Annotated in this window: 20 protein-coding genes; 2 read left to right on the top strand and 18 right to left on the bottom strand. The window is 30.6% G+C overall.

Annotation, left to right across the window (positions count from 1 at the left end; all coding sequences use genetic code 11):
* Nucleotides 1-35 precede the first annotated feature (35 nt).
* Entirely contained in the window at nt 36-494 is a 459-nt protein-coding gene (locus ACYQ39_RS02390; protein WP_459840277.1) for a DUF441 domain-containing protein, read from the bottom strand.
* Between the two features lie 178 nt (nt 495-672).
* On the opposite strand from ACYQ39_RS02390, the gene ACYQ39_RS02395 reads away from it, so the two are divergent.
* Nucleotides 673-1,518 (top strand): M15 family metallopeptidase, encoded by an 846-nt coding sequence (locus tag ACYQ39_RS02395; protein WP_459840278.1) that lies wholly within the window; start codon nt 673-675, stop codon nt 1,516-1,518.
* A gap of 14 nt (nt 1,519-1,532) precedes the next feature.
* Here ACYQ39_RS02395 and ACYQ39_RS02400 read toward each other — a convergent pair whose 3' ends face one another.
* The 10 genes from ACYQ39_RS02400 to ACYQ39_RS02445 all read right to left on the bottom strand — a co-directional run bounded on the left by ACYQ39_RS02400 (nt 1,533) and on the right by ACYQ39_RS02445 (nt 10,759).
* Nucleotides 1,533-2,936 carry an ABC transporter substrate-binding protein gene (locus ACYQ39_RS02400; protein ID WP_459840279.1) on the bottom strand — a complete coding sequence of 468 codons (1,404 nt, stop codon included), beginning with the start codon at nt 2,934-2,936 and terminating at the stop codon, nt 1,533-1,535.
* A 19-nt stretch (nt 2,937-2,955) separates the two neighbouring features.
* Nucleotides 2,956-3,885, bottom strand: a complete 930-nt coding sequence (locus ACYQ39_RS02405; protein ID WP_459840280.1) for a L,D-transpeptidase family protein — start codon at nt 3,883-3,885, stop codon at nt 2,956-2,958.
* 83 nt (nt 3,886-3,968) lie between these two features.
* Nucleotides 3,969-5,027 carry a GerAB/ArcD/ProY family transporter gene (locus ACYQ39_RS02410; protein WP_459840281.1) on the bottom strand — a complete coding sequence of 353 codons (1,059 nt, stop codon included), beginning with the start codon at nt 5,025-5,027 and terminating at the stop codon, nt 3,969-3,971.
* 3 nt (nt 5,028-5,030) lie between these two features.
* Entirely contained in the window at nt 5,031-5,246 is a 216-nt protein-coding gene (locus ACYQ39_RS02415) for a hypothetical protein (RefSeq protein ID WP_459840282.1), read from the bottom strand.
* Nucleotides 5,247-5,267: 21 nt separating this feature from the next.
* Entirely contained in the window at nt 5,268-6,443 is a 1,176-nt protein-coding gene (locus ACYQ39_RS02420) for a Ger(x)C family spore germination protein (protein WP_459840283.1), read from the bottom strand.
* Between the two features lie 3 nt (nt 6,444-6,446).
* Nucleotides 6,447-8,036: a spore germination protein gene (locus ACYQ39_RS02425; RefSeq protein WP_459840284.1), complete on the bottom strand. Its 1,590-nt coding sequence runs from the start codon at nt 8,034-8,036 to the stop codon at nt 6,447-6,449.
* A gap of 113 nt (nt 8,037-8,149) precedes the next feature.
* Nucleotides 8,150-8,860: a 2-phosphosulfolactate phosphatase gene (locus tag ACYQ39_RS02430; RefSeq protein WP_459840285.1), complete on the bottom strand. Its 711-nt coding sequence runs from the start codon at nt 8,858-8,860 to the stop codon at nt 8,150-8,152.
* Between the two features lie 77 nt (nt 8,861-8,937).
* On the bottom strand, nt 8,938-9,780 hold the full coding sequence (gene comA / locus ACYQ39_RS02435; RefSeq protein WP_459840286.1) for a phosphosulfolactate synthase: 843 nt from the start codon (nt 9,778-9,780) through the stop codon (nt 8,938-8,940).
* Nucleotides 9,781-9,799: 19 nt separating this feature from the next.
* A complete protein-coding gene (locus ACYQ39_RS02440) occupies nt 9,800-10,072 on the bottom strand; it encodes a YqhV family protein (RefSeq protein WP_459840287.1) in 273 nt (90 codons plus the stop codon).
* Between the two features lie 303 nt (nt 10,073-10,375).
* Nucleotides 10,376-10,759, bottom strand: a complete 384-nt coding sequence (locus tag ACYQ39_RS02445; RefSeq protein WP_459840288.1) for a CoA-binding protein — start codon at nt 10,757-10,759, stop codon at nt 10,376-10,378.
* 83 nt (nt 10,760-10,842) lie between these two features.
* Between ACYQ39_RS02445 and ACYQ39_RS02450 the strand changes: the two genes are divergently transcribed.
* A complete protein-coding gene (locus tag ACYQ39_RS02450) occupies nt 10,843-11,298 on the top strand; it encodes a cell wall hydrolase (protein WP_459840289.1) in 456 nt (151 codons plus the stop codon).
* On the opposite strand, the gene pgsA is transcribed toward ACYQ39_RS02450, so the two are convergent.
* The 7 genes from pgsA to ACYQ39_RS02485 form a co-directional block, all read right to left on the bottom strand.
* The gene (pgsA, locus tag ACYQ39_RS02455) at nt 11,264-11,806 is read right to left on the bottom strand and encodes a CDP-diacylglycerol--glycerol-3-phosphate 3-phosphatidyltransferase (protein WP_459840290.1); all 543 of its coding nucleotides are present in this window, start codon (nt 11,804-11,806) and stop codon (nt 11,264-11,266) included. The two genes, ACYQ39_RS02450 and pgsA, sit on opposite strands and share 35 nt — an antisense overlap.
* A 32-nt stretch (nt 11,807-11,838) precedes the next feature.
* A complete protein-coding gene (locus tag ACYQ39_RS02460; RefSeq protein ID WP_459840291.1) occupies nt 11,839-12,132 on the bottom strand; it encodes a hypothetical protein in 294 nt (97 codons plus the stop codon).
* An 18-nt stretch (nt 12,133-12,150) separates the two neighbouring features.
* Nucleotides 12,151-12,429, bottom strand: coding sequence for an acylphosphatase (locus tag ACYQ39_RS02465; protein WP_459840292.1), 279 nt, complete (start codon nt 12,427-12,429; stop codon nt 12,151-12,153).
* Nucleotides 12,430-12,639: 210 nt separating this feature from the next.
* Nucleotides 12,640-12,999, bottom strand: a complete 360-nt coding sequence (locus ACYQ39_RS02470) for a response regulator (protein ID WP_459840293.1) — start codon at nt 12,997-12,999, stop codon at nt 12,640-12,642.
* Between the two features lie 107 nt (nt 13,000-13,106).
* Nucleotides 13,107-13,643, bottom strand: a complete 537-nt coding sequence (locus ACYQ39_RS02475; protein WP_459840294.1) for a Holliday junction resolvase RecU — start codon at nt 13,641-13,643, stop codon at nt 13,107-13,109.
* A 193-nt stretch (nt 13,644-13,836) separates the two neighbouring features.
* Nucleotides 13,837-15,402, bottom strand: a complete 1,566-nt coding sequence (locus ACYQ39_RS02480; protein WP_459840295.1) for a YncE family protein — start codon at nt 15,400-15,402, stop codon at nt 13,837-13,839.
* Between the two features lie 14 nt (nt 15,403-15,416).
* Nucleotides 15,417-16,334 carry a cation diffusion facilitator family transporter gene (locus ACYQ39_RS02485; protein ID WP_459840296.1) on the bottom strand — a complete coding sequence of 306 codons (918 nt, stop codon included), beginning with the start codon at nt 16,332-16,334 and terminating at the stop codon, nt 15,417-15,419.
* Between the last annotated feature and the right edge of the window lie 120 nt (nt 16,335-16,454).

A 16,454-nucleotide genomic window follows, 5' to 3' on the forward strand; every position in this document is an offset into this window, starting at 1 on the left:
CTAATAAAAGATAAATTTACTTAACTAGATACTAATTAGCCAAGTAACAACGAATAGATACGATAGAATATTGCAGTTAGTCCTCCTGCTAATAACGGGCCAACTGGAACACCATTAAAAAATACCACTCCTACAATTGAGCCTAATAACATCCCTACTACCAATTCAGGATCACTATCTAACAGATCAATTCCTAATCCTACTACCTGAGTTGCTAAAATACCACTTATTAAAGCAAATACACCTAATAATGATTTATAACTATTCATAATATCTTTAACACCTAATTTACCACTAGCCAGAGGTGATAAAACAGCCATTAGTAGAAATAACAACCCTAACTTTATTCCTCGACCATCTAATATATTCAAAATCCAATTGAGTCTAACTAACTTAAGTAATCCTAAAATAGTACTAGCTATTACCAATAGATTAGAACCTGCTAGCAGACCTAAAGCCAATATAAAAGCTAACAATAGATAACTTTCAAACATTAAATCACTCCTTTGTCCAAGAAGCTAATTCTATTTAATTAAAACATATGTCTTTCCAACTTAAAATAGAATAACTATTCTACCCTATAATTGTCATTAAAGTTATAAACTATAGATTGAAATATATAACAGATATTAGTTATAATTGACTTTAGACAACTAACAAAGGAGGGATACTATGAAAAGAAAGTTCTTGATCTTTATTCTATTATTACTATTAACCAGTTATTCTGGAATAGAAATTTTTGCTATTGATAAGTTAATATCTCAACCTCGACAGACTAATCCAGAAAATAAAATAGATAATAGAGTTAATAAATCAAAAGATAACTTAATTGATGATCCATTAGATACTGAAAAAGAAAAAAGCAAACCTGATACAAATACCCCTAATGGTCCAACTGTTGGCCCAGCTAAAAAAACTGAAGATGGACAAGCAGTTATTACTCAACCAACTAGTAACTTAGTTCTAGTCAATAAAGAACGAGCACTACCAGCTAGTTTTACACCAGCTGATCTAACAATCCCTGATATTCCTTTTCCTTATAAAGAAGATGTACCTAAAAAACAAGTTAAACCAATAGTAGCAAAAGCACTTGAACAACTATTTACCCAAGCAAAAAAAGAGAATATCAAGCTTGCTGGTGTCTCTGGATATCGATCATATCAGCGTCAAAAAAGTATCTTTAATTATAATGTTAGACGAAAAGGAAGAAAAGAAGCAAATAAGACTAGTGCTCAACCAGGAGAAAGTGAACATCAGACTGGGCTAGCTATTGATGTCTCTAGTCCTAGTGTTAACTACCGCTTAGTAGAAGATTTAGGAAAGACTAAAGCAGGAAAATGGTTGGCTGAAAATGCTGCCAAGTATGGATTTATTATTCGTTACCCACAAGATAAAACAGAAATTACTGGTTATCAATATGAACCATGGCACCTTCGCTATGTAGGACAGAAACATGCCCTAAAAATTAGTTCTAATAACTTGACTTTAGAAGAATATCTGACAACTCAAAATGGATAAAGCGGAAGTTAGACTTACTCCCCTTCCGCTTTTTCTTCTTGTTCAGTATTATTCTCTATAATTTGCTGAGAATCTTCCCAAATACTATCTACCACTTCCTGACTAGATGGGTCATTTAACCAATAATTTTGATAATTATCTGCCAGTTTCTCTCTTAATTTAAGTTCCAACTTCTCATTAGCAAAGCCAGTCAACTTTCTACTGTTCCCCCTGCTTATATAAGTCATAAGTTGCTCTTTAATATCTGTCTTTAGTTTTACTTCTTTCTGCCAAGTAGACTGTAATGGTAAATAAGCTGGTACTACATTTAACTTCTTACTTATATATAAGCTCTGTTGTTGATTCATGAATTTAGCAAATTTATAAACAGCCTTAGTATGATCATCACCTTGATACTCTTCTTGTCTAAAGAGAAGTAACCCAGTAACAGAAATAGGGACCTCTCTTTTGGAAGAATCAAAAGTTGGAATAGGTAATAAAGTCAATCTTACCTGTTGGTTCTTGCTCTGTTGATAAAGACTATTTAAGAGCCACATATTAACTGGAGCTATTATTCCTGCCTTGTTGGCCCATAGATTGGATAATAATCTCTTATTCATTTTAGCTTTATTACGCGGAAAAGCATTCTTTTCTTGTAGTTTATCCAACATTTGAAAGATACTCTCTAAATCCTCAGTAGTAATAGCTAATGTCTTCTCTTGAGAAACTAAATTATCCCTTCCCCTTATAGTCAATAATTGTTGTAGTAATCTTCCATTATAAGGATTAAATATTATATTGTTATCTTTATCTAACTCTTTGAGTTTTGTAACTACTTCTAATAACTGATCTATTGTCCACCCCTGTCTAGTAATCCCTTTCACATCTAAATCTCCTTTGGTCAATAAACTCTTATTACCAACCCAAACTTCTGGTAGTAACCAATTAGGTAATCCCCAAATCTGTTCTTGATATGAAAAAGCATTCTTAGCCAATGAACTATAATTAGCTTTCTTCTCTTGTGATAAAAATAAACTAACTGGAATCTGTAGTTTGGAATCTATTAACTTTCTACCAAAGACTCCATGATAAATATCTGGAGGACTGCCAATTTCTAAAGCTTGATTTAATTTTTTACGACCTTTTAAAAAGGATAATAACTTATAATTAATATTTATATTAGGATAACGATTATTAAATTCAGCTATCGATTTCTGTAAAAACTTATGATACTTATTATCTTGCCCGATAAATAATGGATAGTCCCAATAAGTAATCTGATACTCATTTTCAGAGTCTATTTCAACTTGAGGATCTATACTAAAACCAGATTGATGATAAAATTTAAAATAATAGGTTACTCCGGCACTAATTGAAAAAATCAGCAGAAATCCTCCAATAAAAAGTAACCATTTTTTCACTTTTGAATTTTCAAACACAATTAAGTCTGCTCCCTTCTCATTTTAAATCAAGAATATAAAATATATTCTTGTCTGCTACTAAATCATCTTGCAGGCCATAAAGATACTTTAACTCCTGCATAGCCTCTTTAGTAGAAGTACCAAATCTACCGTCAGTATAACCTGGTTGGAAACCATACTCTCTTAATTTTTCTTGTAACAATAAAACATCTTTTCCAGTCTGCCCTGAACGAAGATCATGAGTTATCTCAATAGGATCCCTTCTACCTATAATCTTAACTCGCGTACCAACTTCAACCCAAGAATATAGAATCTTCACATCACGATTATACATCCGAATACAACCATGACTAGCTGCTCTACCAATTGAACCTGGTTTATTAGTTCCATGAATACCATATTTACCCCAAGGTACATTTAGTCCCATCCACCTTGCACCAAACCCACCACCCCAGTGAGCATCCTTACGTATAATTGCCCATTCTCCAATTGGTGACCTAGTAGAAGTTTTACCTATAGCTACTGAAAAGGTATGGTATAATTCTCCATCTGAAAATACTTTAAGCTGCCTTTTATAACCATCTACTAAAAGAGTAATTTCTCCTGTTGGAGAAGATAAATCTTTTCCACTAGCTTTTATAAATGATTCTTTATCCAATGCCTTAGCTAAATCTAGCCAAGTACCTCTAGTTACAACACCTGTTGCTGAAGATTGATGTTGATATTGGAACTTCTTAACTGCTAAATAGGTATCACTATCATAAGTTGAATTCAATTCTCCTTTATAAAATCCTAACTGTTTCAGTTCCCTCTGTAACTCCCAGATATCATCTCCTATCATAGGTGGTGACTGTAATGATATAGGACGATATTTTAAAGAACCACAAGGAAATTTATCAACTGCTAACACAACAGAAGAAAGTAATAAGATAACTAAAATTAGTAAAATTATTCTTTTTACACGCAAGAATCTACCTCCAATCTAAATCAACTTAAAACTAATTATAAAAAAATTAATTACTATACTAAATTTATGTATTAGCAGATCATTTATTCTTTAATATAAGAAATGATAAGTATTAAACAAGGAATAATTATCTGAAAAGGAAGTACATAGTAAGGATAAATATCTTTACTCCATTTAACCATTACAAATATGTTATCATAAATCCAGATTGATATTGTAGCTATTATTGTCATCATAGGCAGTACATAAGGTTTATAATCTTGTAAATTAACTAATTGAGCAATTCCCATTACAGCTCCATAAGAACAGATGATAATCTTAGCTACACCACCAATTAATAAAGCTACATTAATTAAGGAATCAATATCTAAATAAGGGACTAATTTTGTAGCTATAGCAAAAGGAAAGGTGGTCCTAGCAAACATATCTGATCCTAAAACAACTATTTCAGCTAAAATTAATAAAAATAAAATAAAGCCCATAATTATAATAGATAGATAGGTGGTCTTTAATAAATTTTTTTTATTATTAACAAAAGGAAATATCATTAAAAAAACAACTAACTCTCCAAAAGGAAAGGCTAAAGATGAAAAGGATGTCTCTAAAACAGGTATCCAACCATACTCTAACACAGGAAAAAGATTATTAATATTATATAAAGGAATTAATAATACTAGGGTTAAAATAGATAAAAATGCTGATATAGGAATAAAAAGTTCACTCATTCTGGCTATAACCTCTAAACCACTTCTAGTAGCATAAGCAATAAGCAAAGATAAAACAATAATAATGAAAATAAGTGGAGTTTCAGGATAAACAATTGATGTTGAATATTCTCCAATATCTCTTAAAACAATGGCTGCTAAATGAATAAAATACCAGATGTATGAAACCGCCACTATACTTCCTAAGTATCTCCCAAAAGTTACTTGCAAGATTTTTATTAAGGTTTTATCAGTATGTAAATTAGCTATTGTAACATACAATCCCATTAGAACAAAACCACCACTCCAAGCTATCAAATAAGCTAACCATGCATCCTGTTGAGCATTCCCTAATACATTGATAACAACTGAAGTCCCAAAAACAAACCCACTAATTAACAGACCTAATTGGAGGTTAGAAATCCTGACATCATCCATAATTTATCCTCCTAAAATTGATCTAACTATTTTTCTAGTAATAACAGTTGGGTTAGTAGGAGATTCATCAATTATCTGTAATAGACTAATAATAAATCCAGTAGCCAATAGAAAAAAATAAAGAGATACTACTCTAATTCTCTGATCCTTCTTTAATAATCTAGGTAGATCAATTAAGATAATAATAATAGAACTTATAATTAATCCTACTAATATCATAATCAACCTCTCTTTTCCTATTTATTTAGGTCTAACCTTTTTCTTGATTAAACCTGAATTTCTAGTCTTCCAGGTTACTTTTATCTTAATTGGAGCTTGACTAAAAACAATACTCCAATCATTCTTTACTCGATGCCAATAATCTATATATTTTCTATGTACTATCTGAGAAAAACCAAATAAATCACTATGATATTTTCTTTGGGCCAACTTAATCACCTGACGAATATTCTGTTTAATTATATCTTCTACTTTCTGTTCTAACTTATCAATCATGGCTGGATTAGTTAAATTACCTCTACCTTGTTGGCCTCCTAATTTTCCTTCTGCTTTAACCTCTACTATAAGAGTAGGTTTATCATCCTTTAACTTAACATCTAATTTACTATTAGAACGAACAATTTCCATAGCGACTTTTTTATCTTTCTCTAAAGGATTAGAGATATTGATAATTCCACTCTTTACTTTATTCTGAACAAAGAGAAGACCTCTAGTTTCTATAGAATCTAACCAGCCAGTTAATCTATCTCTCTTAAAGACAGCTACGCCATGAACCTTTAAATCCTTTATCCCAATTCTTTTTTTATTCTTTACTTCTTGACCAACTTCAACCATCCCAATTGTAGGAGAAAAGGCTGGACTATTTAAAACTTTTAGTAAGTCAATTAAACGTACTTGTTTTATTTTTGCCAAAGCTGCCTGATTAGCTAATATATCCGATAAGTGAAGAGCTGGAAGGCTTTCAAGCTTACTCTCTGCTTTAAGTACTCGCTTAGCTGTTATATCTTTACTTATCATTAGATTTGCTTTATGGGTCAATTCATGATCTCTTTCAAAAAAATCAAGTACTTCCATCATCCCTTCTTGGGCCAACTCTTTTCCAATTACTATCAACTGCAGATGGCTCCAGAAAGGCTTTCTGTTTATTGTATTATTTAAATTTCTAACTGCTGAAAATACAGTCTCTCCAGTAACAGAATAAGTCCAGAAAGCTTGTTCTTGGCTACCTTGTTGTCTAGACTCTATAGCATTAGCTTTAACCAATTGAACAGTAACCTCTATTTTATCATTCTTAGCCTGATCAAGTCCTACTGCTGTTACAATACTCATCCTAGTCAGATCTTTATTATCCCAGCAACCTGATAGAGATGTTAATACTAAAGAACAGATTACTACTAAAATTAATTTCTGTTTCATTTTTCAATCCTCTTTCGTTCTAATATCAACTTTCATTCTATACTCTGCCTTACCCATCTTCTCTTTAATTAAAGAGGTTGGCCTAGTCCACATAATCCACAGAGGAACTCTAATAAAAGTATCCTTTAAATCCATTCCATTGACAGGTGACAAAGGAGCTAAATAAGGTACACCAAAAGATCTAATAGCACAGAGGTGGATAAAGAAGGCTACTATTACTAACGCTATCCCCATAAAACCTAAAATATTAGCAGCAATAAGTATTAACATACGAATTATTGGTAAAGTACCTCTTAAAGAAGGTAATATAAAACTAGCAATAGCTGTTAGAGCAGTTATCATTATTACTGGATTACTAGCAACCCCTGCATCAACAGCAGCTTGCCCTAAAACCAAACCACCTACAATACTAACTGCTTGTCCAATAGGTCGCGGCATTCTAACACCTGCTTCTCGTAATAATTCATAGGTCAGACTCATTAAAAAAGTTTCCATAAAAGCAGAAAAAGGAATTCCTTCTCTAGAAGCAGTAATTGTTAATAATAATTTAAAAGGAATTAAATCTTGGTGGAAATTAACAGTAGCCACATAAAAAGCAGGTAAGATAGTAGTCAATATTGCAGCTAAGCCTCTAAACAAACGAACTGAAGTAGCAAAGAAAGATCTGGTATAATAATCTTCACTAGACTGAAAATTTTCAATAAATAAACGAGGTGCTGTCAAAGCAAAAGGCGTTCCATCACATAAAATAGCCACCCTTCCCTCCAAAATTCTACCAGCAACTACATCTGGTTTCTCAGTATTTCCTAATGTGGGGAAGATAGAATAGGGAGCATCTTCTATAAATTCTTCAATATATCCCGACTCTAAGATACTATCTGTCTTAATTCGTCTCAATCTCCGCTTAATAGTCTCAACAATATCGTTATGGGCCAACCCCTTAATATAACAGATACAGATATCTGTATTAGTATATTCTCCTAAAGTCATCATCTCTAATTTAAGTTTAGGACTCTTTACCTTTCGGCGAAGAAGAGCTGTATTAGTCCGCAACGTCTCGGTAAAACCAGCCCTTGGCCCGCGGACAACAGATTCAGTATCTGGCTCCTCTACTCCTCGACTCTCCCAACCTCTTGTTCCTATTCTTAATGCAGTCTTTCTACCATCTATATAAATAATAGTATCACCAGATAAAATTGCATTAATTGCTTCTTTAAAGTCTTTAACTTCTTCAACTTCACCTACACTAAGTAAGTTTTCTTGTAGTATATTTATTACAGTAGATTGATTTAACTGCTTGTCTAAATCTGTCATTCTAGACTCTACCATTAGTGGTTTTAAAATATCACTACTAACTAATTTTTTATCAACTAAGCCATCAAAATAAGTAATCATCAACTTTACTTTAGAATCTTCTCCTATACTAAACTTACGTAAAATAAAGTCATTACTGTCTGAAAAAATATCTTCTACTTTCTCCTCAATAAGTTTAATTGACTGAGGAATCTTTTTTTTCTCTTTATTACTAAAGTGTTTCTTTCCTTCTACATTCATAAGTTTTAGTTTCAAATAATTAAATAGTTTATTTAACATAGCCACTATCACCTCCCACTCCTATTTTCTTAGGTTTTCATTAGATAATAATTCTATTCATACTTTTAAAAATAAAAAAATTGCCGGGCTAGCCCGGCAATAAAATAGTAGTTTTATTTAATTTTAATCTTATTATTTTGATAGATTGGTACTATATTAAGATCATTTTCACTAGCTATAAATTCAATATCTTCTTCTTTGTCTAACCTAATCAGATTTTGACCACTAGCTGAACCTTTAAGTACATCTAATACTCGAGTTTGATTATAACGATAAAAATCATAAGCTGTCTGCGCACTATCACTTAATTCAACCTGTTTATTAGTAGTTAAATCAGCTATTGCTTTACCTGCCGTAAGAAAATCATCTAGAGCAAACTCTCCTTGTACCCCAGCACAACAAAAAACTATCTCTTCTTCCTGAGTCAATTGGGCAACTACAGATTTTAAATTTAACAAAGAAGCAATTATAACTTCTTGTGCTAAATTTAACTTATCAAAACATCTTGTTCCATTTGTAGTAGTCAAAACAATAGTCTTATCTTTTATTTTATCTCTTTTATAATCACAAGGAGAATTACCTAAATCAAACTCATCTATCTTAATACCACCTCTCTCCCCTGCTACTAGATAACTTTTATTTAATTTACTAGCTAATTCTTTAGCTTCTGTAATACTAACTACAGGTAATAATTGGTCACAACCATTAGCTAATGCTGTGACAATAGTACTAGTTGCCCTTAAAACATCTATTACTACTGCTGTCTTTCCTTCTATCTTCTCTTGTATAATTTTATCTGCAGTAAATATAACATCTAATTTCATCTTATCCACCCCAATTTTATAGATAATATGTAGCTTTATTTTTATTGTAAAACTTTTAGTAATAATTGTCAATTTGTTTATAAATCTACTTCAATAAATAAATCTTCTCCTGTATCCTCTTGTAGTACTGTCTTAAAGGTATCACCACGTAATCCATTGCGCAATGATTCGACAGCTAAAATCTCTTTAGGAGCTATATTACCTAAGTTAACATTATTCCCTAGTAGATTAATAAAATAAACCTGTTGCTTTTTTAAAGGAGTCTCCCAGATAATATCATTATGATTAGGAGCCTCTAATAATATCTTTTTAAGACTAAATTCATCAGCTTTACCTTGCTGATCATAAATTGACACACCAGTTCCAGATTCTCTGGCTTCTACAATTACTTTATCTGCTCCATCAGTTAAATCCCTCTTTAATTGCTTAACCATCTGATTAACTTTAAAGTCTTTACTTTTATCCTTCTTACCAATCTCTGTTAAGACCTTAAATCCTAAATCTTTAGCCTGCTTAATAATATTAGACCTTAAATTAGTAGATAAACTAATTGTTCCATCTGAAACTTCTACTGCTGTAAATCCCAGTGTTTTAGCTTCTTGCAAATACTGATTAGTCTGATTTTGATTAACTGCAACCTCTAAAAATGTACCCCCAGGATAAACCTCAACTTCATAAGATTTAATCAAATTAATCTTCTTCTTTAATATTTCTTTAGGATATAAAGCAGAAGTTCCAAAACTTAATTTCCAAAAATCAATATAACTAGTAGCAATCTCTAATAAGTCCTTAGTTTCTCTTAAGCCTAATCCCTTATCTAAAATCATAGTCAAACCATGTGTTCTAGGCTTTTCTTCTCTGCCTACTAATGGAAATTCAAAATCATCTAAATCCCATCCTTTATCATCTTCTGTAATCACTTAACCACTCCTTGTCTACTTATAATTTCATCCCTACAAAAATAAGAATTACTCCCAAAATAATGACTACCATCTGTAATAAAGAAAACTTACTAGCCAAGCCTATTAAACCTATACTAGTCGCTAAGACCATAACCATTGGTCCTACTAAAGCTAAAAAAGAATTGATTTGAAAAGCAGCTACTCGAGAATTAAACTTAAATATTAAAGCAGCTGCCAATAACTCAATCATTCCTGAAATAAATCTTACTGCTGACATACTTAACACAATTTTATCTTTAACCCAAAACATTACTATCCCTCCCGAAGCAAATCCATGAGGACTTGAAAAAATAGCTAAATCTAATTTGTTTATTTTAAATCCTCTGCTTCAATCTATTTATACTCAATAAAAAACAAAAAAATAACTATTAAAATTCGATTATCTAAGATAATTAATAATAAATCACTAATCTCTTAGTTGCTTATATTTGTCACTGATTATTAGCCACTAACACCTTATATGCACTACTAACTTATATAATTCATCTAAAAATTTAATTAATATAGAATAAAAAAACACCAGCAATTGCTGGTGTTTGATTCCTCTTAGATTTTATTTATTCATCTCGACCATAATACACTCATCAATAATTGATTTCAAACCTAGTTTCTCACAAAACTCCTTTGCAGATTCAAATTCTGCTCCTGGCTGCATCCAAAAATAAGAAATATCTAATTCAGCTACTTCTCTTGCTATCTTTTTACTTATCTGTGGAGGTACAATAGAAACAACTACATCAATTTCTTCAGAGATAGATGCCAATTTAGGATAACATTTTACTCCTGCAACTTCTTTAACCGAAGGGTTAACTGGATAAACTGTTAATCCCTTCTCTTTTAGAAATTTAAAAACTTTATATCCGTACTTAGTTTTATTCTGAGAAGCACCAACAACAGCATATGTATCTTGTTTTAAAGCAGATTTTAAATTAGACATAATTTCCCACTCCTTCTACTAATTTATCTGTATACCTAGCTACTTTTGACCCATAATAGAGAATAACAAAGCGAGGTGATACTATGAACCATAAATCGCTAACTTTGCTTTTAATATTAGCTTTATTATTAACTGTTACTCCTTGTTATGCTCAATCAAGCCAACAAGCATTTTCAATTTCTAATAAATCATCACAACTAGACTTATTAGCAAAGATTATTCATGCTGAAGCTAGAGGTGAAACTTTTACTGGTAAAATAGCCGTTGGAGCAGTAGTGATTAATCGCCTAAAAAGTGATAAATTTCCCAATAGAATTGCCAGAGTTATCTATCAACCAGCTGCCTTTACAGCAGTCAGTGATGGCCAAATTAACCTGTCACCTGACTACGAATCATATCAAGCAGCTTTTATAGCATTACAAGGAGCAGATCCTACTGAAGGCGCTTTATTCTATTATAATCCAGATATTTCTACTTCTGACTGGATCTATAATAGACCTATCATTAAAAGAATAGGAAATCATATCTTTGCTTATTAAAATATTTATCATAACCTTCTAAACAATACCGTATTCCAGAGACAAATGCTAATCCAATTGCTATAAAAACTGCTGGCTTTAAAAAGGATAAATTCCAGATATAAGCAGCTGCAGTTATATAAAGTAAAAAAGTAGCAGTTTTACCTGTCTTGCTAGGACTGATAATATCACTACTCTGATAATAAAGATAAATTGATCCAAATAAAATAATTAGTTCTCTAAATAAAATTATTCCAATAACAATCATAGGAATAATCCCTTTAATTGCTAAAGCTATAAATACTGCAATAAATGTTAACTTATCTGCTAAAGGATCAAGAATCCTCCCTAACGCTGAAACTTGATTAAATTTACGAGCAATATATCCATCAAATAAATCTGTTAAACTAGAAAAAATAAATATAATTCCAGCAATTAAATAATGATATTTTATATTCCAGAAAAAAAAGAATAGAAAAAAAGGGAGAAGGAAAATTCGAGTCAAAGTTAAATAATTAGCTATAGTCATCTCAACTTCCTCCCAGTACTTAATTTCATAGCTTATTGTTCACTTTCTAATGTCAACTCTCCACCTTGAAGTTGACTCTTAAGTACCCCTAAACTACTATCAAGTTCTAATTTTAAATTAAGAGACTTATAACATCCAGGACAAACTAATTCTTTATTAACCAAATACTCATAAGTTTCTGATCCATAAGAAGGTTGAAGATCATAATTTTTTCGAAATATTGAATCTAATTCTTGGCCACAATGATCACATGTAACTTGTACTTTAAGCTCTTCTTTTTTAGGTCCTAGATCTAAAAGTTTCTTAAGCTTAGATAACAGCCCCATTCTATCTCCTCCATAGCCTTAATACTTAATACTAAATCTAAAGAAATCTTCTTCTGGCTCTATCCATTCCACATCAAAACCATCTACTTCTGATCTGTTAGTTCCTTCTTTTAAATGATCAATTAACTTATTTAAACTATCTTCAGTTCCTTCACCAATTACCTCCACTTTATTTCCACCAGCATTCTTAACATAACCTTTGATTCCCAATCTAGTAGCTTGTTGCTGAGCAAAAGCTCGATAACCAACTCCTTGTAACCGACCCTCAATTACTGCCTTAATTGCTTTATTAGACATAAAATTCCTCCTCAAGTATAATTTCTAATATTATTATTTCCATAAATTATAATAATAATAAGTATTTAACTTAATGATTTATTACCTAATGGCTCATATACTAAACTTCAACAAAAAAATTAAAGTTCCTTCAGTAAAAAAACAGTTAATCCTCACCACAGATCGAAGATTAACTGTTGACAAAATTATTATTTCTACACTATTCTGCAATTAAAGTAACTTATCTAATGTTTCATTTACTTTCTCTGGTTTGATAGGTTTAACTATAAAGTCTTTTGCTCCAGCTTCAATTGCTTCTAGAACCATTGGTTTTTGGCCCATAGCACTACAAACTACAATCTTAGCATCAGCATCATAGTCAATAATATTCTTAGTTGCTTCAATACCATCCATACCTGGCATTGTAATATCCATTGTCACTAAATCAGGATTTAATTCTTTATACTTTGCAACTGCATCTTCTCCATTCTCAGCCATGCCCACTACTTCATAATCATTCTCTTTTACAATTTTTGCTAACATTGTCCGCATGAAATTAGCATCATCAGTGATTAATATACTTTTTGCCATTTTAGACCCTCCCAAAATCAATAAACTTTCTATGTTAAAATAATTATATATATAGTCATATCCCATATTATTTTATTATATTTTTTGGTAAAGTTCAAGTTTTATTTCTAATCCCGATTTATAAACTTATCTACAATTGCTAAATAATCAACTAGAATTAATCCTTTCCCGTTGATTAACATTTCTTCATTAGCAATTTTTATATAGGGAATACTTTTCCGTCCTCCTTTTCGCATATCTTGCCAATACTTATCCAATAATTCAAAAGGAAGATAATAAATTTCTCCTAAACTATTGAAGTATACAATTAAAAATCCAATTCCCCCATTTGCTACCCAATCTTTGAGGTATTGATACTGATGTTTCTTAACATTACTTAAATCAAATCTAGTTTCTACACTAGTTTCTTTAGCATCAAAAGCAATAGCAACCCCTTTATAAGCTCCAATATAATCAACTGTCGATTTCTGTTTATAAAATCCATTAGTAATCTTACCAGTTCGTGAGTTAATATCTAATACTTTAACTGGTGTAGGAATCTTTTGAATTAAAGCTCTTCCTTGAAAAGAATATTGCTGATTAGATGTTTCTATCATATTCTCTAATTTTTGACCACGATTAGCATAATTAATATTATATCCCATATTACTTAACTCCCTACTTTAAAAAAATTTAATTATCACTAATTCAACTGTTTTAAAAACTAACCAGAATGTAACCAAACTAATTGAAAAATTAACTACTTTGTCCCATGTTTTCTGTAATTTATTGCTAAGTTGTCGTAGATTATTAAACTTCACCACTATTAGAATAATCAGTACCAAAAACAAAATTAATTTAATGATCCTCATCACCTCTTAAGTTAACTACTGTTATATCGCTATCTGTATGTTCAATATTATCTGTTAATAAGTATACTTTAGTCTCAGATTTATCTATAACTAAATCATAAATATAATTATCCAATTTAATTGCATCTTTTAATCTATAATCATCTAAAGAAAAGATATCAATTTTCTTAGAATTATAGTTAACTAATAAAGAATTTTTCTTTATTAGAACTTGTTGTGGATACGAATCAACTATTAAAGGCTGCTGTTTTACTAATTCACTATCCGATTTAATTAACCATGAATTAATAATTTTTTCTCTATTATCTACTATGTATAAATAACGTTTGTTACCCATAATTATTGTTCCAATATCCTTGATAGCACCTAAATCTATAGTTTTTAGTAACTTTGATAAATCAGACAAATTATAAACTACTGTCGGGCCAAAAAGAATATCAACTACTAAGTAGTCATCTGCAATTACTTTTAACTTTCGACCTTTTACTACCTTATCATTATACATTATAGTTTCCTTATCTGCAATTATTCCTTGGGTAGGATTAAACTTTATTAAATTATCTTCTCCTTTAGTCAACAAATATAAATACTCTTTACTACTACTTACACTATATATTTTATTAGCAAAAGTATATCTTTTTTGCACTAATGAATTTAAATTAATTTTAATTAAGGTTCTTCCACTTTCAGCTAGAATAAATAAAAATTTATCTTCTGGAGTTAAAACTAATTTTTCAGGTGTTATACTCAGCTGTATTTTCTTAACTACTTTATCTTGTTTAGTATCTAATATCAACAACTGTCGTTGTTTTTTAACAGTAATATAACCTAATGAACGTGATTTATCTAACACTAAGTCAGATAGATTTTTCTTAATATCAATCTTCTTAACTCCTTTATCTAATACTTGAACTGTCTTTTCATTACTAACAGATAGATAACCTCGCTTATTAATCACTAATATCTGATAAGTATAGTTTTGATTAGGTTTAACTTCTTTATCTACATAATAACTTTTATTTTGATTATTTATTTGAGCTATAATTTTAGATTGATCATTTATATAATAATCATTACTTCTTAATATCTTATAACTATAAAATCCGCTTTCTACTTCATACTCTGACCAATCTAACTTTACACCTGTCTTTAATGAATGGTTAACTGCTTTTTTTAACTTAACTTGATTAGGATAATCTCCTTTGACTACAAAAGGAAAATTAAAAGTTGTTTCGATCTCATCTCCTCTCTTAACTACTAAGGTTAAATTATAATCACCTGGCAACTTAGGAGTCTCATAAATAACCTTTTGCCTCCCTTGAGTTAAGAAACTACCTCTTGTAGCCTTCCAATAATAAGTCAAATCTTGATCTGACTGCTTAGCCAATTTGACTTCTAATTCTACTCTACTGTTTCCTAATAAATATCCATTCTGTTGATAAAAATCAGATTTAACTTCCAAATCCTCAATTACTACTCTATTATTACATCCTGCTAATAGACTACTAAATAATAATATACATAAAATAAGATATTTCTTACTATCTGACATCCTAACTTCCCCTTTTAATATTCACTCTGATTTTTAACTTGGTCATTTTCTGTCTGATAAACGCTGGCTGGATCAATATGTACCATTACTTCTTCTACTTTAGGATATAACTCTTTTATCCTTCTTTTAACTTCTACAGCTATCTTATGTCCTTCAACAACTGTTAAATCATTATCTACTACTACATTTAAATCAACATATAGATAAGGCCCATAGTTTCTTAACCTAATATCGCCTATAGTAATTACCTTTTCTAATGCATTAACCTCTTCAATAATTTTAGTTTTTTCTTCTTGACTAGGGACTGCGTCCATTAATTCATCAATAGCATCCTGTAATACTTCAACTCCCACCTTTATAATAAATAAAGCTACTATTAATCCCGCAATAGAATCTAATATAGGAAATCCAAGTATAGCCCCTCCAGCACCTAATAAGGCAGCTACTGAAGATAAAGCATCAGAGCGATGATGATTGGCATCAGCAATTAATCCTTTACTACCGATTTTACGCCCTACATTAATTGTATACTGATATAATAATTCTTTACTAATGATAGAAACAATGGCCACCCATAAAACTAAATTACCAGGTATACTTTGTACGCCACTTAAAATATCATTAACACTGCTTTTTACTAATCCTAAACCTGTACCTACTAATATAAACCCTAATACCTTAGTAGCAATAGCTTCTGCTTTACCATGTCCATAAGGATGTTCTTTATCAGGAGGAGATTCAGCAATCTTAATACTCATTAATATAATAACTGTAGAAACAATATCAGAGACAGAATGAAATCCATCTGCTACCAAAGCTTGACTAGTAAATAAAAAACCAACTATTATTTTTAAAATAGCAAGAATTATATTAACTGCTAAATTAATAAAGCTAACTTTTCGACTAACTTCATATCTACTTTCAGTTACCACTATTTCACCTCTTTTATCAAATAATTTAATTTTTAGCAACTTTAATCTAATTATAACTAATCTGTTTTTTCTTTTCAAAACATATTTTATTTTAAACTTGATTATATATAATATAACTAT

It is taken from the genome of Halanaerocella petrolearia, assembly GCF_054657875.1.